Below are 21,203 nucleotides of genomic sequence, written 5' to 3'. Positions count from 1 at the left end.
TTAGTAATTATAATAAGAACAAGCAATTTAAATTAAATAAAGACCTTATCGAGAGTGGTGGAGGGATAGGCCCTGTGAAGCCCAGCAACCAGTATTTCATTATACATGGTGCTAAGTCCAACAGCGTTAGCTGAGAGATAAGTATGTGTGTTTATCATACCTCTTTCTCAGTAAAGAGGTTTTTTTATTTTACTAAAATGCAATAATTTAATATTTTATATTTCTTATCAAGAGAGGTTGAGGGACTGGCCCTACGAAACCTCGGCAACCTTCAGATCCATTTATCTGAAAAGGTGCCAAATCCTGCTTTAGGATCATTACCTAAGGAAAGATGAGAGATGGTAGAGTTTTGTGGTTAATTATACCTTCTTTCGTCATACATTTTTGAGAAAGGGGGTATTTTTGTTTTATTCTCTAAAAATTAAAGAGTCAATGTTAATAAAATTATTTGATTTTATCAGTTTGTAATAAATTTAGTATTTGTCATTATAGAAAATAAATTATTTAAAATGAGGAGAGATTAAGATGAGTGAAGAAAGAAGTTTAAAATTTGATACATTACAAGTACATGCAGGACAAGAGGCGGACCCAACAACGGGATCAAGAGCGGTTCCAATATATCAAACGACATCATATGTATTTAACAGCGTTGAACATGGAGCTAATCTGTTTGGATTAAAAGAATCAGGAAATATATATACTAGAATAATGAACCCAACTACAGATGTTTTTGAAAAGAGAATAGCAGCACTTGAAGGCGGAATAGCAGCCCTTGCAGTTGCATCAGGTTCAGCTGCTATAACATATGCTATCATAAACATTGCAGAAGCAGGTGATGAAATAGTAGCAGCTAGTACATTATATGGAGGAACATATAATTTATTTGGAGCTACCCTTCCTAGGTATGGAATAAAGACAGTGTTCGTAAACCCAGACGATCCAGAAAACTTTAGAAATGCAATTACAGAAAAAACAAAAGCACTTTATATTGAAAGTATAGGTAATCCTGGAATAAACCTTGTTGATATAGAAGCAGTTGCAGCTGTTGCTCATGAAAATGGAATTCCACTAATCGTTGATAATACTTTTGGTACACCATATCTAATAAGACCAATTGAGTTTGGAGCTGATATTGTAGTACATTCTGCTACTAAGTTTATAGGTGGACATGGAACTTCAATCGGAGGAGTAATAATAGATGCTGGAAAGTTTGATTGGATAGCAAGTGGAAGATTTAAAGGTCTTACAGAACCAGATGAAAGCTATCATGGTATAAGGTTCGCACAAGATGTAGGAGCTGCTGCTTATATTACTAAGGCTAGAGTTCAATTATTGAGAGATACTGGAGCTGCAATAAGCCCATTTAACTCTTTCTTATTCATTCAAGGACTTGAAACCTTATCCTTAAGAGTTGAAAGACATGTTTCTAATACTAAGAAGATAGTAGAATTTTTAAGTAAACATCCTCTAGTTTCTTGGGTTAGCTATCCAGGATTAGAAGGAAACAAATATAATGAGCTTGCTAAAAAGTACTTCCCTAAGGGTGCAGGATCAATATTTACTTTTGGTATAAAAGGTGGAACTGAAGAAGGAAAGAACTTTATTGAAAGTCTTAAAATCTTCTCACATCTTGCAAATGTTGCAGATGCTAAATCATTAGTAATACATCCAGCTAGTACAACACATGCTCAATTAAATGAAGAACAACAATTTTCTGCAGGAGTAACACCAGATCTAATAAGATTATCTATAGGTATTGAAGATGCAGATGACCTAATATATGATTTAGACCAAGCACTAAATAAGATAGTTAAATAGCTTAAATTTATAGGTTGAAATTAATAGGTTAGACATCCGATGCTTTAATGAGCTTACGCTAAGAATTAATAAGATTTTGTCATATTACATGGCTAAAACTGTAAACTCACTACGTTCGAACAGTACAGTTTCTTAACGCCATTCCATCTGAAAAAATCTTTTAATTCTAATAGCTCGCTCATATAGCATCTCCTCTCTAACCAACTAATTTAAACAATATTTTTAAACAGCCTATTATTATATAGTAATTATAGATAAATAATTTTGCCTCCTAAGATATTAATCTTATATAAATGTACTGCTTTTGGAAGAATTTTTGAAAAATTCGTTCCTTAGATATAAGGGGAGTTAAATATATTTGAGGACTAGAAGTGGTATAGAGTTAACCTATTGATGATGAGAAACTACACCTTAAGCATCAATAGGTTAATTTGTTTTAAAGCTTGATTTTATACATGTGAAAATGAAAGTTGCCATGAATGTACGTATTCATCTAAAACCTTGTGGAGTACTTCACCTATTCGAGAATAAGACTCGTCACTTAGATTTGCAAGGGAAATTCTAATGGACCATTCAGGACCATGAAACCCACTTCCGCTTAAAAGTACTATAGAAGATTCTTCAGCTAAACGGAACAAGATATCTATTGGTTTATGATTTCTTTGAAGATATTCAGCAAATTCATCTCCATAATAATGGCAAGCCCACTCTAATAAATCAAATTCTGTGTAATACGCAGCATCATATGGATCTTTTCTAAGATCAAGTCCTAATCCATCAAAAAGTAGTTTTTGGCGTCTGTGGCATATATCAATTGTTTGTTGTTTATATACATTTTTATCATCCAACAAGGAAAATGCACAGAAAAAGGCCATTTGTACCTGTTGAGGTGTAGAAAGACCAGCTGTATGATTCAGTGCCACTTGCCTACTGTCAGCAACTATCCTATCAATGAAAAGAACATTATCTGGATCTGAAGATAAATCACCATATCTTTGTCTAAGTTCTTCTTTTATAGATTCTGGCTGCATTCTTAAAAGTTTATCGAATACATTCCTTTCATGTAAAGCAATAGTTCCAAGTCTCCAACCAGTTACCCCAAAGTATTTAGAAAATGAATAAACGCCGATAGTGTTGTATGGTAAATCAGCCATCAATGAGCGGAATTTGGGAACAAAGGTACCGTAAACATCATCAGATATTATCATTAGATTTGGATTATGATTATTTACAATGTCCACTATGACTTGAACTGATTCATTTTTCATAGCTACTGAAGGTGGGTTGCTAGGATTAACTACAAACAGGGCTTTTATGGATTTATCTTTTAATTTGTCTAGTTCATCCTTAGGATATTGCCATGTATGTGTACCATCTTCAGTAAGTTCTGTGGCTCTTATTTTAATAACATCAAAATTATATCTAGGTAAAAGAGGTATCTCTAGATAAGGAGTAAAGATCGGTGTCATTAAGGCGATTTTATCACCTCTTGCCAACAGTTCATTTGCTATAAGAGAATCAAATATATAACACATAGCAGCTGTTGCACCTTCTACAGCGAAGATGTTAAATCTGCCTTCTGGTGGCTTATTATAACACATCTCTTGAACTAAATAGGAATTAACAAGCTGTTCAATATGAATTAGCATTCTATCTGGTGAGGGATAGTTATCACCTATTATTCCATCAGTAAGCTCTTGAACCCAAGTATCTGGATCGAATCCTTTTTCAACTATGCCATAATCTATAATTCGTTTTAGTAAATCTATTCCTGGTGCGGTTGCATTAGATTTTACATAATTATAAAAACGATCTGCAATACCTTGACGTCTAGGCATTCCAGCAAGATCACCTTCTGACCAGGTATTTCTTGTTTCTTGAACAGCAAATAATCCGAAGGTGAAAAATGCTTCTCTAGGAGTAGCTGCAGTCCAGTTTGGATTACCTCTTCCTGCATCTAGTAGTGCATGAGCGCTTTTTTCCTTTTGTCCATTTGCTAAGCTTATAAGTCTGTTTTTAAATTCGAAAGGACTAATTTTTCCATAAATTCTTTCTAGTTCCTCTCTTTGTACATTAAAAGTATCCATATTTAACACCTCTAATTTTTCTATGATTTGTACATATTGATATGCTTTTTTGAAGGATAGTACCAGAATTATTTGCAAAACTAATTGATGTATTCAATGAAAGTATCTATTTATTTCAATACATTACTTTTGAATAATCAAAAATATAAAAATCTCTATGTTTTATAATTACCGATAAATATAAATATTATTTATCAAACGTAAGTGGAAGATTTTAATATGGTAATTGCATTACTTGTAAAGCTTAATAAGCATATAGTTTATTGTTTAGAAAATTATAAAAATTTTAATTGCATAAAAATGATATAAGGTAAATAATAAGAATAATAATATAAATTTAAGGTGGTGCTTATAGTATGAAACAACATTTATTAGGAAGGCAGTTAAAAGAAATTGGGTATGACGATAGGATAAAGCTACTTTCTTTAGTTACAGGACTTACAAGAGAGTACTTAGGAGATGAATACAAAAGAGATGATAAGCATGAAGATGAATTACTTTTAAAATATGGATATGATGTAAAAGTAGGAGAGCTTATCGAAATTGTTCAGGATTATACTGGACAGTTTCCAGCACCTAACCTAAATAATCAACAGTATGAAGTTGTTGTAAGTTTGAAAAATAACAACGGTGAAGTAATTGAAGCAAAATCTGGTCTACAAGAAACTTATTGTGATGCGTTGTATGAGATAGTAAAATTTTTATTAAATAATAACTACATTGATTTACCATAGTCTAATAGCTAGCACATATAGCGTCTCCTGTATAGCCAATTAATTTCAATAATTTTCTTAAACAAATCATATAAATAAAGGGTTCCATTACTAAAACTCAATTTATACCTATTGGGAAATTCTAAGAGTATAAATTAATAGTTGAAGTTGGAACCCTTTGAACGGTTGAAACTTAATTGTTAATTATGGAGATACAAACAGGATTAGGTACAGCTAAATCACTTTCTAGCTTTTCTAATAGGCCAGTATCAGCATTTGCTTTATATAAAATTATTGAATTAGTATTTTGATTTGCTGCAATTAAGAAATTTCCACTTGGATCAAAGGAAAAATCTCTTGGACCTTCACCAAAGGTTGAAATATAATCAACAAAAGTAAGTAATCCTGAGCTGCCATCAATTTTGAAAATTGAGATGGTGTCGCTACCTCTATTTGAAGTATATAAGAACTTTCCGTTAGGAGAAATTCTTATTGCTGCACCGAGATTATGCCCTTCGTAATCTTTAGGAAGAGAATTAATTGTTTGTAACTTTGTTATAACAAGTTCAGGCTCTTCATAACTATATACATCCACATTAGCATTTAGCTCATTTATAACGTAAAAGAAGTTAAACTCCTTGTGAAATATTAGATGGCGTGGACCAGAACCAGGTTCTGATTGTATAACTTTTTTGCTTTGCTCGTCCAATACTCCGGTGTTTTTGTCAAATGGATAAAAAGTTATAGAATCTCTTCCAAGGTCAACTACTGATAGATGTTTTTCATTAGGTGTAAGATAGCAATAATGAACATGAGGTTTTTCTTGTCTGTCAGCAACTATCCCAGAACCATCTCCAGTATGTCTAATAACTGATGTAGGGGAAGCGAGTGTACCGCCTTCTTTAATTGGAAGTACTGTTATAGTAGCTTCATGATAATTGCCAGCGAAGACATATTTATACTCGTTATCAAAGGAAAGGTGACAAGGTGACTTTCCTTCATCCAGAACAGTATTTAATTCAGTAAGAGTATTATCGTTATTTATTTTGAAAGATCTAACTCCTCCGAAATCTTGTTGTTTCAACACAGCGTATAATAGGTTTCTTTCTTTGCAAGTAATTACGTATGTAGGGTGTGCAAGTGTAGCAACTGGCTGTAGATTGCTTATTTGATGATTTTTATGATCGAATTCAAAGGAATATATACCTTTACTATCACCATAAGTGTACGTGCCTACATAAACTAGTGACTTATCATTGTTTATACTCATGCAATTAACCTCCAAATGTATCTCAATATAAATTATGAGATTATTAAAACTTTATAATAAATTATTCTAGTTAAATTATACCTTAGTATAAATAGGTAGGTAAATGTATTATTTACTCTACCTATTTTCTAAAACAGAAAATTTATCCTAAAAATTCTGGAGTTTCTTGATAATCTGAGCGAATGGCTTTTTGAACTATAGTAAATTCTACATTATTACTAATATCATCTACAGAAAATTCATATATTGTTCCACAATTTTTACAATGTAGAAAGTCTTTTTCTTTAACTTTTTTTCTATCATCAAACATAAAAGGTGTTTCTTCTGCTCTTCTAATTGATCTATCAGAACTTGAACTACTTATATCGTATGTATAAACATATGTAGCTTCACGTTTAATCTCTAAATTATTGCTAGAGCATTTTTGGCATTTTAAGTTACTATCTATACTCATAATAAAATTCCTTTCTATATCTATAACTTATATATAGGGACATCTACATATAGTATTGCTTTATAAAGTAATTTTTAAACAAATATATAATATTTGTTTAATTCATGTATCAGTGTGGAATTATATAATATAATTACAATTTTTATTGCAATTAGCAAGGTAATTTGGTAAATTGTTCAATATAAATATATTGTGGTATCATACTATTTTTTAGGGGGATTTATGAATAAACTATATTATTTACTAATTTTTATACCAGTTTCTTTTTTATCTAAAGAAGTATTTCATCTAAGTCCAATACTTACCTTTGTATTCACGGCTTTAGCGATAATACCGCTAGCTGGACTTATGGGTGAAGCGACTGAGGAATTGTCAGTATACCTTGGATCAAGACTCGGAGGATTTCTAAATGCTACTTTTGGAAATGCTACTGAATTAATACTTGCTATATTTTCGCTTAAGGCGGGGCTGCTAGAAGTAGTTAAAGCATCCATTGCGGGGTCCATAATAGGAAATATTTTATTAGTACTTGGTGCAAGCATGTTTATTGGTGGAACTAAGTTTAAGGTGCAGAAGTTCTCTAAAAACAGTATCAATTTTTCGTTGAGTATGCTTACTTTCGCTATAATAGGTGTAATAATACCTGCTGCATTTACAGATAACATAAGTGTAGCTGATGTTAATCCTATGAAATATGAAAATCTTAGTGTTTTAATAGCTGTTATAATGCTACTAATATATATAAGTAGTTTATACTTTTCATTTTTTACACACAAAGATATATTTGGAACTGAGCATGAAGCTCTTACAGGAAAATGGAGCAAGAAAAAAAGTGTAATGGTATTGGTAGTTGCAACTATATTTGTTGCTTTTGAGAGTGAGTTTCTTGTATCAAGTATAGAACCTATGACAGAACAATTACATTTAAGTAATTTATTTGTTGGACTTATAATCCTTCCTATTATAGGAAATGCGGCAGAGCATTCAACAGCTATAGTTACAGCTCTAAAGAACAAGATGGATATATCAGTAGAGATAGCTATAGGATCAAGTCTACAAATAATCCTTTTCGTTGCTCCGGTTTTAGTACTATTGAGCCTAGTTTTTACACCTATGGCCTTAATATTCAATAAGTATGAGTTGATTTCTTTGGTATTAGCCGTTATAATTGCAAATAAAGTTGCTTATGATGGAGAGTCTAACTGGCTTGAAGGGCTTCAATTGATGAGTGTGTACTTAATAGTTGCGGTGGCATGTTTTATAGTGGGATAATAAAATATGGATTAGATTATAAAGTGGTATGTCTTGAGATATACCACTTTAGTGTTCGATACTATTAAAAAATTATCCTATATAGGAAAAGCAAATGAAGTGCTTATTTATAGAATAAACATAAAATATAACTAAAGAGGTGATAAAAATGGCAAAAGTAAATGCTAGAAATAATGATTTATTGAATACAGCAAAAACAAAGGCATCTCCAAAGATATACTCAATTTTAGTTGATTTAGTTAATGATGGGAATGAAGAGCTTGCTGAATTGGTTTTAAAAATAGATTATCTTTTGCAATATTCAAGTTCATGTATAAAGGATAAAGATTGGACTGAGGCAAGGGAAAGTCTTGATAAAGCTAAAAATAGAATTGAAAAGTTAGAGGAAAATAATATAGATACAGAGTATCTTAGATACCTCTATGAAGGCATAGTAAGCAAATGTAAAAAATAAAACTCTAATATCAGAGTAATAATTCTACCTCCTGGAACATATAGATAAACAACTTGAATTATTAATATAATATTTGTGTGCCAGGGGGAGATATTATGCCTGATAAGGGAAAGAGCAAGAGTGGTTCAACAAAAAATAACGGTAAAAAACAAGATACTAAGAAAAATCCAAAGAAAAAGTAATCGTTTATAAACTAATAGTTTTAATTTACTTAAGGAGTAAACAAACCAGCAGAAATGCTGGTTTTTTCATATTAACTGAAATTAAGGTGCTCCTACCTTCAATGCTTTGATGAGTTTCGTGAAGAATTAATATAATTTTTTCCAATGAAGCAGCTAAAACTGTATAACTCACTTCGTTCGAACAGTACAGTTTTTTAACGCCATTCCATCTGAAAAAATCATTTAATTCTAATAGCTCGCTCATAGAGCGTCTCCTGTATAACCAATTAATTTCAAAGGCATATTAAAAAGCTGGTAATAGTAAAAAAGAAGTGTTCTTACCTATAATGTTTAAATGAACTTCGCTAAGAAATACCTGGATAAAACAGTACATTGAAAACGGGAGTAATGTGTATTATAATACTTAACAAAACTAAAGATGAACTACTTCAAGCCTAACATTATTTTCAAAGTTTTCACGGCTTCTGGTGAGAAAATTTTAAAATATAAATTCCGTTGCGAAGTGGTGCATCAATATAGATGGAAAGGTAGATATACGAAGATGACAAAGGATCCAAAGAATACAAGAGTGGTTGTTGGGATGTCAGGTGGAGTAGATTCTTCTGTTGCAGCGCTGTTGCTTAAAAAGCAAGGGTATGAGGTTATCGGGGTTTTTATGAAAAACTGGGACGAGGAAGATGAAAGCGGTGTATGTACTGCAGTAGATGATTATGATGATGTTAGAAGAGTGTGTCAGAAGCTTGATATACCGTACTATACTGTTAATTTTGTTAAGGAATATTGGAATAAAGTATTTCAATATTTCTTGTCTGAATATAAAAAAGGGAGGACACCTAATCCAGATGTAATGTGTAATAAGGAGATAAAGTTCAAAGCTTTTCTTGAATTTGCTATGAAGGTGGGAGCGGACTATATTGCAATGGGGCACTATGCTCAAGTTGATTTTAAGGACGGAGAATATAGATTGATCAGAGGAAATGATTCTAATAAAGATCAAACATATTTTCTTTGTGAACTTAATCAATATCAATTGTCTAAAAGTATGTTCCCTATAGGGCACCTTAATAAATCAGAAGTAAGAAAAATAGCCAAGGAAAATGGTCTCGCTACTGCAGATAAAAAAGATAGCACTGGAGTATGTTTTATAGGAGAACGTGATTTTGATAAGTTTTTAGATAATTATCTTCCTGCTAAGAGTGGAAAAATTATGACGTTTGATGGAGAGGTAAAGGGACAGCATTTTGGATTAATGCACTATACCTTAGGACAAAGAAAAGGATTAGGAATAGGTGGAGAAGGAGATCCTTGGTTTGTGGCTGAGAAGGATCTACTAAACAATATATTGTATGTAGTTCAAGGAGAGAAAAATCCTAAACTATATTCATATGGGCTTTTGGCTACTGATGTCAATTGGATAAGTGATAAAGCAAAAATAGGTAGTTTTAAATGTACAGCTAAGTTTAGGTATAGACAAAAGGATCAAGATGTAACACTTTATATAAAAGAAAATGATTGTTGTGTAGTAGAATTTAACGAATCACAGAAGGCAATAACCCCAGGTCAGGTTGTTGTGTTTTATGATGGAGATAGCTGTTTAGGTGGAGGGATAATAGATAATTCCTTTAATAGTAAACAAGAATTGAAAATATATATTTAGTATTCATAAAAAAGAAGGTGTTTAGATAAGCTAAGCATCTTCTTTTTCACTGTTTTAATAGTTGTGTGTTAAATTTTAAAAAATTATAAAAATTATATATAACTATATTGATTTGAAAAAGTTTACTGAAGTAACATGTTTTATAAACCCTTTAATAGTATTTTATTTATAACAAAAAAATAATAGCACTTGAAGTTTAAGTAACTAATAAGGTAAAATAAATGTATATTTATGTTGAAAAATGATAAAAGATGCAGAGAATAATCTTACAGCATTTGTAGGAGGGGTCTATATTAGTAAGGGCATTATTAAAAAATTAATAAACTTCGTTATTATATTTATATTATGTGTATCAATGGACATTACTAAAGCTAGCGCAATTGAAAGCGATACGAAATTCAAAAGAGTTGAAACTGAAAATGGATTATCTCAAACATCTGCTCAAATTATTATACAAGATTCAAAAGGATATATGTGGATAGGAACTTCTGATGGTGCTAATAGATATGATGGACATCAGTATAAGACCTATAAATATGAATTGGACACTAAGAACAGTCTTACTTCAAATAACGTAGATGATATTGTTGAAGATAACGATGGATTAATATGGTTAGCGACTAGTAAAGGATTGAACAAACTTGATCCGAGTACAGAAAAAATAACAAGGTATACAAGTGATGAAAAGAATGTCAATACCTTATCCAGTAGCAATGTGTGGGCTCTTTTAAAGGATAGGGATGGCAATATATGGGCTGGAACTACAGCAGGATTGGATATATATAATAAAGCTACAGATAGTTTCTATAGGTACAGCAATAATCCAAAGGATGATAATAGTTTAAGTAATAATTTTATAACATGCTTGTTTCAAGACTTAGATGGCTTGATATGGATAGGAACTAAAAATGGGCTTAATAGTTATGATCCTACTAAAAAACAATTTACAAGATATTTTAGTAACGAAAATTCAGATGGAAGTAATGATAGTAATTATATAACAAAGATATGTGAAGATAGTAGTGGAAATATATGGGCTGGTACATATGATAGTGGACTTAGAAAATATAACAAGTATAAGAAGACTTATGTAGAGTTTAGAAATAAAGTTGAGGACAAAAACTCAATTCCATCAAATAGTATCCAAGCCTTATATAAGGATTCTTTAGGAAACTTATGGGTAGGAACAAATAATGGCTTGAGTAAATACGACAGCGTTACAAATAAGTTTGTTAATTATAGAAACAAGTATTATGATCCAAAAAGCCTCGTAAATGATGATGTCGTAAGTATATATCAAGATAGATCAGGACTTATTTGGGTAGGAACAAATAAAGGAATAAGTACTGTTCAGCCTTATGTAAATTTTAAAAACTATTCTATGAATCCTGCTGAAAAAAATGGTCTAAGCGATGATATGATAAGCGGTGTATATGAAGATAATGAAGGAATGCTTTGGGTTGGAACAAATTCTGGAACTCTAAACATGGTTGATAGGTCTACTGGCGAGGTTAAGTACTATGAAAATGGGTCCAATTCTAGAATAACAAGTTTAAGTGGAGATGCTAAAGGTCATATTTGGGTATCTACTGAAAATGGGTTATATGATTTTAATAAGAATACTAAAGACTTTAACTTGTATACTACTAGCGTTAAGAAGGATAAAACGGAAAATACTTCTATTGCAGATAAAAATGTTAAGTTTACATATGAAGATAAGAGCGGAATTCTTTGGATCTGTACTAGAGATGGCTTGGATTCTTTAGATATAAATAGTGGTCAGTTTACTCATTATAAAGACCTATTTAAGCAGAATGGTGTAACTGATAGCTTTATTTCATACATATATGAAGACAAAGAAGGTATAATGTGGGTTGGATGTGGTCTAGATGGTGGACTTATAAGATTTGATAGAAAATCAAATAAGATAAATATATATAGAAATGATAGCAATGATAAAAATTCTCTTACTTCTAATAGTGTAAAATCTATAGCAGAGGATAGTATAGGTAACATATGGATTGCAACCAATCATGGATTAAATAGACTAAATAAGGAAAAAGAGCAATTTGAAAGATATACAGAAAAAGATGGACTTGTTAATAATTATTTGTACGGGGTTTTAATAGATGAATATAATAATCCATGGGTAAGCACTAATGGAGGAATTTCAAAGTTTGACGTAAATAAGAATACCTTTGTAAATTATGATGAATCAGATGGACTTCAAGGAAACGAGTTTAATGAATATTCTTTTTATAAAGGGTTGTCTGGAGAAATGTTTTTTGGAGGTATAAACGGATTAAATAGTTTTTATCCTTCTGAAATCATTCAAACAGGATATGCACCAACAGTTTCAATACAGAAGCTTAAAGTTTTCAATAAGGATATTAATATTGAGAATGAAATGCAGCTTAAGTATAATGAAAACTACTTTACTTTTAACTTCTTTGTTACCGACTATAAGAATACAAATAAAAATGAATATGCTTATATGTTAGAAGGTGTAGATAAGGATTGGGTTTATTCATCCAATAGAAACATAGCATCCTATACTAATATAAATAGTGGCACTTATGTATTTAAAGTAAAAGGGAAAAATAGTAGTGGAGTTTGGAGTAAGCCTGTAAGTATAAAAATAATAATAACTAAACCACCATGGAAATCAATTTATGCTTATTTAATATATATTCTTATATTTGTGGCTATTGCATATTTTATATGGAATTATGTTAATATTTTAGAAAACTTAGTGAAACAAAGAACTTCAGAGCTTAAAAGTAAATTTGAAGAAAATGAACAATTATATGCTAAATTAATAGACAATGAAAAATTTAAAAATAATTACTTTGTCAATTTATCTCATGAGTTAAGAACTCCGTTAAATGTTATTCTTTCAGCAGTACAATTGGTAAATAGCTATGACGAGGAACAGAATAGGATAAGTAAACCTAAACTTAAAAGCTATATGGATATCGTGGATAGAAATTCTAATAGATTATTAAAGGTTATTAATGATTTAATAGATTCGTCAAAAATAGAAGCTGGGCAATATAAGCTTAGATTTATTGAGACTGACATAGTTAATGTAGTTGAAGAAACAGCACTTTCAATGAAAGATTATATTGAAAACAACGGATTGGAACTTATAATTGATCCAGATATTGAGGAGAAAAAGATTGAATGTGCCCCTACTGAAATTGAAAGATGTGTGATAAATCTTCTTTCTAATGCAGTCAAATTCACTAATAAAGGTGGAAGAATAACTGTATTAATAAATGACTTAGATGAGCATGTAAGGATAACTGTAAAAGATACAGGTATTGGGATATCTGAAGACGATCAAGGTATGATATTCCAGAGATTTAGTCAAGTAGATAATAATTCTATGACTAATAAAATGGGTAGTGGAATTGGGTTGACTTTAGTAAAGAATTTGGTTGATTTACACAGTGGAACGATAGAAGTGAGAAGTAAATTGAACGAAGGTAGCGAATTTATAATGACTTTACCAACGAAAGTATTATAGAATATATAGATGATTCCTAATGACCATAGTTAGTTATTAGGAATTATCTGTTTTAAAAAACTTATTTTTAGGCTTTATTATTAATTACAATAACAAATTTTGATTATAATTATAAAATACTAATATAATCAATTTTATTGGGTGAGCTTGTTGAAAAGAGGTAAGGGTAAAAAAGATACTGATAATTATTATGACCTCAGATACAATAATCGTGAGTCTGGAGATAGTGATAATTTAAGGAATAATATAAATTGTCAAACTGGTAATGTTTATTATAATGATAATAGAGTTTTTACTTTTTTAAGTGGTTACATTTCTAATGGAAACTCAATAGTACCTTTTGCCAATTCAAATATACAAATAAGCCTAAGAAGCTTTATCATTGGTTTAGCATTACATCTTAAAGAAAATGATGGGGAGTTATTAAAGTATAATAATAATGTGGTTACTGATGATCCTATAAACGAAAGTTTATTTACTACAAGTAAAGGGGATGAAAATAGATTTGTAGGTGTATTATCAATATATAGTTCAAATGGAAATGCAATAGCTCAAAGTTTGAATTATAATATACAGATAAGTATGAAAACTTTTCTAGTAGTTCTGCTTAGTTACTATAGAGAAGCTATGCCACAATTGTATTTTAGAAATAATAATTATGTTATCCCAGAAAGAATTAATAGAGAGCTGGAAGAATTGTATATTGTAAGGTAGAAGGATTAATTTATCAAAGTAGAGATACATTAATAAAATTATTTAGTAATTAATATTTAGAAATGAACATAGAGAGAGCAGTTAAAGATGAAACACTTCAATCCGAAATCTATTTTCAAAGCTACTCTGGGTTCTGAGAGGAGAATTTGAAAATATAAATTTAGGTATGAAGTGATTCATCTCTAGAAACTAAAATGCAAATTAAATTAGGAAGTTGTACATCGGTAGTTGATTATATTATTTTAAATTTTGTATAATATAGATAGGATATATACAGTTTGCATATATAACGATGAAATACTTCCATATGAAATCTATTTTCAAAACTTCTCTGAGTTCTGAGAGAAGGAGTTGGAAATATAAATTTAATTATGAAAAGGTTCATTTATAGGTAGAATAAAAACATAAGAATGTAGGATGGGTGATTTTGTGAAAGTTTCAACTAAAGGAAGATATGGATTAAAAGCATTAATAGATTTAGCGATTAACTCAGGAGAAGAAACTGTTACTATTAAGAGTATTTCAGAGAGACAAAATATATCAGAAGGTTATCTTGAACAGATATTTTGTGTGCTTAGAAGAAGTGGCTTAGTAATTGGCAGAAAAGGTGCACAAGGAGGATATTCTTTACCTAAATCTCCAAGTGAGATAACTGTAGGAGAGATACTTAGGATTTTAGAAGGTAGTTTGGTTTTAGTAGATATAAATCATGATAAGGATATAGATAGCTTAGATAAGTGTATAAATGATAATCTTTGGGATATGATAAATAAGAAAATAAATGATTATTTTGATTCAATAACCCTTGAAGATTTGGTCAATAAGTATAAAGATAGTACTGATAGCATTGTATATTTTATTTAGCAGATTATTAAAGGACTTTATTCAATAATAAAGTCCTTTAATTTTATCTAAAATTATCAAAATCTATTAAGAATCAACATATAGATATTGAAATTGCAGTGGTAGTTTATCTAATTTAGTATCATATTTTTATAAACTGCATAAATCTTGATATAAATATAATAAATAATTAATAGTATATTAAGATTGATTTGTTATAATAAGATTAATGAAGATGTTTTAGAATTTTCAATAAATTTATATAAAGATGTACCAGTCCGAACATAAGTCCATTTTTAATAAGAAGTGGTGCAGCCGTATAAAAATTTTAAATAATAGGAAGGAGTAAAAAGTTAAATGGATGATAAAATAGTAGATTTTAATGAACTCAAAAATAAAGCTAAGGATAAAGACGTAGATAAGTTTGAAGACTATATCTACGGTTTGTATTACTCGGTAGCTCAAGGTACACTATCTATGGCTGATTTTACTACAAAAATAATGAAGTATATGGAAGAGAATAATATTTCACAAGAAAAGTTCTTTAATATGCAAAAAAAACTTATGGAGAGATATGGATTTGATCCTAGTTTTATAGAAAACCAAGCTAAAATGTTAGGAATTAATCCTAATTCTGTTGGAAACTTGGGAGCTGGTCAAAATTATGAAGCTATGAGAAAAACTATTAGTTTTACTGAGAAATATAAAGGTAAAACAGTTCCTAAGAGTGTACTTACTTACAAAGTTAGTAATAAAGTAAATGAGTTAGAGCTAATATTGGAAGGCGATAGCGTCATATTAAAAAGTAATAAGAAGATTGATCTTCAAGATGTAGAGCTAAATGAATTTTTGTGTTCATACAAGAAGCTTCAAGATGATAAAAATTTAAAGATATCAATTTGTGAAAATGTGGGAGAGTATGAATATTAATTATTGCAAAGAACATGATAAAATATTCTTTATATTGTGAAAAATTATGCGAGATATATGCAAATTTATAACAATATATTACAAAATGACTTTGTAAGTGTGATTTTTTAGAGTGGATTACGAAAATATATTTTTCGTGAAAAAATATAGTGTAAATCAGTATTTTAGTGTTGATATTTAGAAGATAATATGCTATATTTTTTTCAGTTATAATAATATCCAATTATGAATAATTATAACTAAGGATGAATAGGTTAGAAATTAACTTATTTATCTATTAATAAATAAAACTTCTTTTTTGGCAGTGAAGCCAATAAGGGGGTTTTCTTTTTTCTAAATTTAAAAATTAATAAAAAAGGAGTTGTTAAGGTGTGACAGAGGATGTTTTTCTTCAATTGTCTAATGTAAGTAAAAGCTTTGATAGAGGTGAAAATGTTATAAATGATTTGAACCTTGATATTAGGAAGGGTGAGTTTTTAACTTTACTTGGTCCTAGTGGTTGTGGTAAAACTACTACACTAAGAATGATTGCTGGTTTTGAAACGCCAAGTGCTGGAGATATTGTAATAGATGGTGATAATATGACAGATAAATCGCCGCATGAAAGATGCGTAAATACAGTGTTTCAAAACTATGCGTTGTTTCCACATATGAATATTTTTGATAACATAGCCTTTGGGTTAAAAATGAAGAAAGTTTCAAAAAGTGATATTAAGAGTAAAGTAGCTGAAATGCTGGCCATGGTTCAACTAGAAGGCTTTGAGAATAGAATGCCTTCGCAGTTAAGTGGGGGGCAGATGCAGCGTGTTGCTATTGCTAGAGCAATAGTAAATAATCCTAAGGTTTTACTCTTGGATGAACCTTTAGGCGCGTTAGATTTAAAGCTTAGAAAGCAGATGCAATTGGAACTCAAGCATCTTCAGAAGCAGCTTGGAATAACTTTTGTTTTTGTAACGCATGATCAAGAAGAGGCTTTAACTATGTCTGATAGAATTGTGGTTATGAATAAAGGTATTATAGAACAAATAGGTACTCCAGAGGAACTTTATGAGAATCCTAAAACAAGATTTGTAGCCGATTTTTTAGGCGAAACTAATCTTTTAGATGGGGAAGCTATAAAAATTAAGGAAGCTGAAGTGCTGCTTAACCTTGAACAAGAGCAAGACATTATAAGGATTCCAAATAAGAATTATGAAATAGGTGAGAAATTTACTGTTTCAATTAGACCTGAAAGGATAACGATAAAGGAAAATCCAGAAGAAAATGATGTATGGCTTCAATGCAAATTTAAAGAGAGAATTTACATAGGTTCAAGTGTGAAAACAGTAATGTTATTGAAAAATGGAAAAGAAATAGTAGTGAATGAACCAATTGGACATGACTTCAAGTTCAAGGATTTCGATAAGGATGTATTCGTAACTTGGAATCCTCAGAACACTGTAGTTATAAAAGCATAAGAGGTGAGTATATTGAAAAGGAAAATTTTTAAAGATAATCTCTTAGCAAAGCTTATAACTACAGCTCCGATAGCTTTATGGATGTTAGGGTTTTTCTTAATTCCATTAGCACTTATAGTTATTGTAAGCTTTTGTATTAGAGGTGAAGTAGGAGATGTAGTGTATTCATTCACTGCTGATAACTATACGAGACTTATAAATACTTTGTATATAACAATATTTTTTAAATCTCTACTTATTGCAATTGGAACAACAGTAATTTGTTTAATATTTGGGTATCCTTTTGCATTTATAATTGCAAGAGCAAATAAAGCGATAAAACCAATATTGTTGCTTTTAATAATACTGCCTTTTTGGACAAACTCCTTGGTTAGAACCTATGCGATGATTATATTATTGCGTACAGAAGGAATTATAAATACCTTGTTATTAAATATAGGAATAATAAAAGTGCCACTTCATCTAATGTATAATAATACTGCCGTAATGATAGGTATGCTTTACATGATGTTCCCATTTATGGTTCTACCATTATATTCTTCTATAGAAAAGCTTGATATGAGAATTCTAGAAGCAGCTGATGATTTAGGAGCTGGACCAGTAGATAAATTTTTAAAGATTACACTTCCTTTAACAAAAGGGGGCATTCTTTCTGGTTCGTTGCTAGTTTTTGTCCCTACCCTTGGCTTGTTTTTTGTGACGGATTTAATGGGAGGTAGCAAAGTTGTTCTTATGAGTAACCTTATAAAAAATCAATTTTTAACTGCTAGAGACTGGCCTTTTGGGGCAGCAATTTCAGTGGTGTTGATAATAATAATGATTGCTCTCATAAGTTTATATACAAAACTTGGTGGTAAGGTCGATAAAAGGGAGGTGCTTTAATAATGAAAAAGAAAAAAGGAAACATATTAAAAATATCCTATGCCTTTTTAATGTATATGTTTTTGTATGTACCGATAATGGTACTCATAGCATTTTCCTTCAATTCATCGAAATTAAATGTAGTTTGGACGGGATTTACTTTTAAATGGTATCAAAGTTTAATCCATAATGCAGGTATATTAGAGGCAGTTAAGAATTCCTTTATAATAGCAATTGTTAGTACTATAATTTCTGTTGTAATTGGTACACTTGCTTCAGTTGGTTTATATAGATATGAGTTTAGAGGGAAAAAAATTCTTGATACTATTCTATATATACCACTTGTTATACCTGAAATAGTCATGGGGATTTCTCTCCTAGCTTTCTTTTCTATAGTGAAGATGGATTTAGGAAGATTATCTCTTATAATTGCACATGTGACTTTTAGTGTAGCTTATGTTGTGGCTGTAGTAAGAACAAGATTAGATGGTTTTGATAAGGCAGTAGAGGAAGCAGCTATGGATTTAGGTGCTAGTGCATTTAAAACTTTCTTTTATGTTACTTTACCGATAATTATGCCAGGCGTTATAGCAGGAGGGTTACTTGCATTTACATTATCTTTAGATGATGTAATAATAAGCTTTTTCGTAGCTGGTCCAGGAAGTGTAACCTTACCTTTAAAGATATTCTCTATGGTTAAATTTGGAGTTACTCCTGAAATAAACGCATTATCTACGATAATATTGCTTTTTACTGTTATAATAATTGTACTTTCAGTAGTTATGAGAAATGTTAATTTAAGCATGAAAAGAGTAGGTGGTATACTTACTGCTATATTTGTGTTAGTTGGAAGTTCTAGTTATGGGGTATGGGCATATGCTAAGGCTAATGAAGAACCACAACAGGTTCTTAATGTTTTCAATTGGTCAGAATATTTACCGCAGTCAGTAATTGATAAGTTTGAGCAGACTTATAATATTAAAGTGAACTATAGTACTTTTTCTTCAAATGAAGAGATGTTAGCAAAGCTTATGGCTGGTGGGGGACAGTATGATATAGCTGTTGCCAGCGATTTTATGGTTGAGATACTAAAAAAGCAAAATTTAATTCAACCTATGAATACAGAAGCTTTGCCTAATTTAAAGAATATAGGTAGCCAATTTTTAAACTTACCCTTTGATGAAGGAAATAAGTATAGTGTGCCTTATATGTGGCTTGCAGGTATAATAGCCTATGATGGTTCAAAAGTTCCGGATGGAACTATAACTAGTTATGCAGATCTTTGGAAGCCGGAATTTAAAAATTCACTTACGGTTTTAGATGATGAAAGAGCTATTATTGGAATGACTTTAAAGAGATTAGGGTATTCATTAAATGAGACAAGTCCTGAAGCATTAAAAAAGGCAAAAGAAGAACTGAAAAAACTTCAACCTAATATTAAATCCTATGATAGTGATAGTCCTAAAACAAGCTTGATTAATGGTGAATCAAAAGTAATATTTGCTTGGGGAGCAGAAGCGAGCCTGGCTAGAAGAGATAATCCTAATGTTAAATATGTGATTCCTAAGGAAGGACTCTTCTTACAACAAGATAATTTTGTTATTCCACAAGGAGCTAAAAACGTAAAAGCTGCAGAACAGTTTATTAATTTCATTATGGAGCCTGAGATAAGTGCAGAAATATCTCAATATTTCCCTTATGGAAATCCTAATACATCAGCTTATCCATATATAGGCGATAAGATAATGAAGGATGAAGCGGTTTATCCTCCTGATGATGAGGTTAAAAAGGGAGAATATTTAAAAGATATTGGAGATCACGTAACTGAGTTTGATAAGATTTGGTCTGAAGTAAAACAATAATTTTAAATATTTGTGCTGTTAAAGTACCGTGTTTAAACATGGCCTAAATATTAACACATAAATTATAAGTATCAAGAGGTTCACCTATATATAGAAATGTAGAATAGAGCGAAGTAAACTAGTTCGCTCTATTTTTACTGTAAAGGAAAGTGTGAAATTCTTGTGGTCACTAAATATAGATATTTTAATGGGATATTTTTTACAAAGGAAAATTTGTTGGATTAATTTGGTTTATATAAAATAATCATAAAAAATTCTAAAAAAATATTGAAAATTGTTTTCTTAAAAGCATTTTTCATTTATTATAGTAAAGGTAGATAAATTTAATGGTCAATTTATCAAAATATAAAGGGTATAATTATCTGATACATATAACAACTCCATAACTAAGACAATAAAGCTTTAATTATAGATATAAAATGTGAGTTGATATATTAAATTGCAAATATCTGAATGTAACAACAAATGAAAGGAAATGAATTGATGGACATTTTAATATCTTTGGTTTTAAGTTTAATAGCATATTTGGCAGGATCTATACCTACAGGATACATTTTGATTAAAAAAATTAAAGGAATAGATATAAGAACGGTTGGAAGTGGCAATATTGGTTCTACTAACGTAAGAAGAATAGGTGGAACTTATATATCACTAGCAACTCAAGTTGTTGATATATTAAAGGGATTACTTCCAGTAGCAATAACAAGCTACTTAATAAATAAAGGAATTATAAGTATTAATTTTGATAAAAATATATTACTTGCAATTATAGGTATTAGCGCTATAGTAGGACATAACTACCCTATATTTCTGAAATTTAAAGGTGGAAAAGGTGTTAACACAACAGCAGGGGTTTTTTTGTTTTTAGCTCCTAAAGCGTTAATTGTTGCGGCAGTAGTTTTCTTTATATTAAAGTTGGCTACATCAATAGTATCTATTAGATCTATGATTCTTGCTATTGCACTAATTGCGGCTGCAATACTATTTAGATATCCAAATCCTGTAGTGCTTTGTACTGTATTTGCTGCAGCTCTTTTGATATTTAGACATAAAGCTAATATAAAGAGAATAATAAAAGGTGAAGAAAAATAATAGTATAA

The 21,203-nt window shown here is 30.4% G+C and carries 17 protein-coding genes and 2 riboswitches; of the genes, 13 read left to right on the top strand and 4 right to left on the bottom strand.

What is annotated here, in order from left to right:
- The first annotated feature begins 42 nt into the window (after positions 1 to 42).
- Positions 43 to 144: riboswitch (SAM riboswitch) on the top strand.
- A 77-nt stretch (positions 145 to 221) separates the two neighbouring features.
- Positions 222 to 338, top strand: a riboswitch (SAM riboswitch).
- Between the two features lie 187 nt (positions 339 to 525).
- Positions 526 to 1,818, top strand: coding sequence for a homocysteine synthase (locus J3477_RS12620; protein ID WP_206870304.1), 1,293 nt, complete (start codon positions 526 to 528; stop codon positions 1,816 to 1,818).
- 449 nt (positions 1,819 to 2,267) lie between these two features.
- Here J3477_RS12620 and aspD read toward each other — a convergent pair whose 3' ends face one another.
- Positions 2,268 to 3,905: an aspartate 4-decarboxylase gene (gene aspD / locus J3477_RS12615; RefSeq protein WP_206870303.1), complete on the bottom strand. Its 1,638-nt coding sequence runs from the start codon at positions 3,903 to 3,905 to the stop codon at positions 2,268 to 2,270.
- A 356-nt stretch (positions 3,906 to 4,261) separates the two neighbouring features.
- Here aspD and J3477_RS12610 point away from each other — a divergent pair, with 356 nt between their 5' ends.
- The gene (locus J3477_RS12610) at positions 4,262 to 4,639 is read left to right on the top strand and encodes a hypothetical protein (RefSeq protein ID WP_206870302.1); all 378 of its coding nucleotides are present in this window, start codon (positions 4,262 to 4,264) and stop codon (positions 4,637 to 4,639) included.
- A gap of 172 nt (positions 4,640 to 4,811) precedes the next feature.
- Here the strand turns inward: J3477_RS12610 and J3477_RS12605 are convergent, their stop codons facing one another.
- Entirely contained in the window at positions 4,812 to 5,888 is a 1,077-nt protein-coding gene (locus tag J3477_RS12605) for a lactonase family protein (protein ID WP_206870301.1), read from the bottom strand.
- 142 nt (positions 5,889 to 6,030) lie between these two features.
- Positions 6,031 to 6,342 carry a hypothetical protein gene (locus J3477_RS12600; RefSeq protein WP_206870300.1) on the bottom strand — a complete coding sequence of 104 codons (312 nt, stop codon included), beginning with the start codon at positions 6,340 to 6,342 and terminating at the stop codon, positions 6,031 to 6,033.
- Positions 6,343 to 6,564: 222 nt separating this feature from the next.
- On the opposite strand from J3477_RS12600, the gene cax reads away from it, so the two are divergent.
- The gene (cax, locus tag J3477_RS12595; protein WP_206870299.1) at positions 6,565 to 7,614 is read left to right on the top strand and encodes a calcium/proton exchanger; all 1,050 of its coding nucleotides are present in this window, start codon (positions 6,565 to 6,567) and stop codon (positions 7,612 to 7,614) included.
- Between the two features lie 148 nt (positions 7,615 to 7,762).
- Complete coding sequence (locus J3477_RS12590) at positions 7,763 to 8,068, top strand: hypothetical protein (protein ID WP_206870298.1); 306 nt, start codon at positions 7,763 to 7,765, stop codon at positions 8,066 to 8,068.
- A gap of 207 nt (positions 8,069 to 8,275) precedes the next feature.
- On the opposite strand, the gene J3477_RS12585 is transcribed toward J3477_RS12590, so the two are convergent.
- The gene (locus J3477_RS12585) at positions 8,276 to 8,494 is read right to left on the bottom strand and encodes a hypothetical protein (RefSeq protein WP_206870297.1); all 219 of its coding nucleotides are present in this window, start codon (positions 8,492 to 8,494) and stop codon (positions 8,276 to 8,278) included.
- Between the two features lie 297 nt (positions 8,495 to 8,791).
- Here J3477_RS12585 and mnmA point away from each other — a divergent pair, with 297 nt between their 5' ends.
- From mnmA to plsY, 9 genes are all read left to right on the top strand, one after another.
- On the top strand, positions 8,792 to 9,907 hold the full coding sequence (gene mnmA, locus J3477_RS12580) for a tRNA 2-thiouridine(34) synthase MnmA (RefSeq protein ID WP_206870296.1): 1,116 nt from the start codon (positions 8,792 to 8,794) through the stop codon (positions 9,905 to 9,907).
- Positions 9,908 to 10,148: 241 nt separating this feature from the next.
- Complete coding sequence (locus J3477_RS12575) at positions 10,149 to 13,436, top strand: ligand-binding sensor domain-containing protein (RefSeq protein WP_206870295.1); 3,288 nt, start codon at positions 10,149 to 10,151, stop codon at positions 13,434 to 13,436.
- A 150-nt stretch (positions 13,437 to 13,586) separates the two neighbouring features.
- Positions 13,587 to 14,150, top strand: coding sequence for a hypothetical protein (locus tag J3477_RS12570; RefSeq protein ID WP_206870294.1), 564 nt, complete (start codon positions 13,587 to 13,589; stop codon positions 14,148 to 14,150).
- Positions 14,151 to 14,579: 429 nt separating this feature from the next.
- A complete protein-coding gene (locus J3477_RS12565; protein WP_183276323.1) occupies positions 14,580 to 15,014 on the top strand; it encodes an RrF2 family transcriptional regulator in 435 nt (144 codons plus the stop codon).
- A gap of 336 nt (positions 15,015 to 15,350) precedes the next feature.
- Positions 15,351 to 15,923, top strand: a complete 573-nt coding sequence (locus tag J3477_RS12560; RefSeq protein ID WP_206870293.1) for a DUF3867 domain-containing protein — start codon at positions 15,351 to 15,353, stop codon at positions 15,921 to 15,923.
- Positions 15,924 to 16,294: 371 nt separating this feature from the next.
- Positions 16,295 to 17,380, top strand: a complete 1,086-nt coding sequence (locus tag J3477_RS12555) for an ABC transporter ATP-binding protein (protein ID WP_206870292.1) — start codon at positions 16,295 to 16,297, stop codon at positions 17,378 to 17,380.
- 81 nt (positions 17,381 to 17,461) lie between these two features.
- Complete coding sequence (locus tag J3477_RS12550) at positions 17,462 to 18,262, top strand: ABC transporter permease (RefSeq protein WP_206870740.1); 801 nt, start codon at positions 17,462 to 17,464, stop codon at positions 18,260 to 18,262.
- A 2-nt stretch (positions 18,263 to 18,264) separates the two neighbouring features.
- A complete protein-coding gene (locus J3477_RS12545; protein WP_206870291.1) occupies positions 18,265 to 20,103 on the top strand; it encodes an extracellular solute-binding protein in 1,839 nt (612 codons plus the stop codon).
- Positions 20,104 to 20,586: 483 nt separating this feature from the next.
- Complete coding sequence (gene plsY / locus J3477_RS12540; protein WP_206870290.1) at positions 20,587 to 21,195, top strand: glycerol-3-phosphate 1-O-acyltransferase PlsY; 609 nt, start codon at positions 20,587 to 20,589, stop codon at positions 21,193 to 21,195.
- The last annotated feature ends 8 nt before the right edge of the window (positions 21,196 to 21,203 follow it).

The organism is Clostridium zeae (assembly GCF_017312485.1).
GTDB lineage: Bacteria > Bacillota > Clostridia > Clostridiales > Clostridiaceae > Clostridium_AR > Clostridium_AR zeae.
Note: the sequence above shows the minus strand (reverse complement) of the source record. Positions and strands in the feature narration are given on the sequence as shown.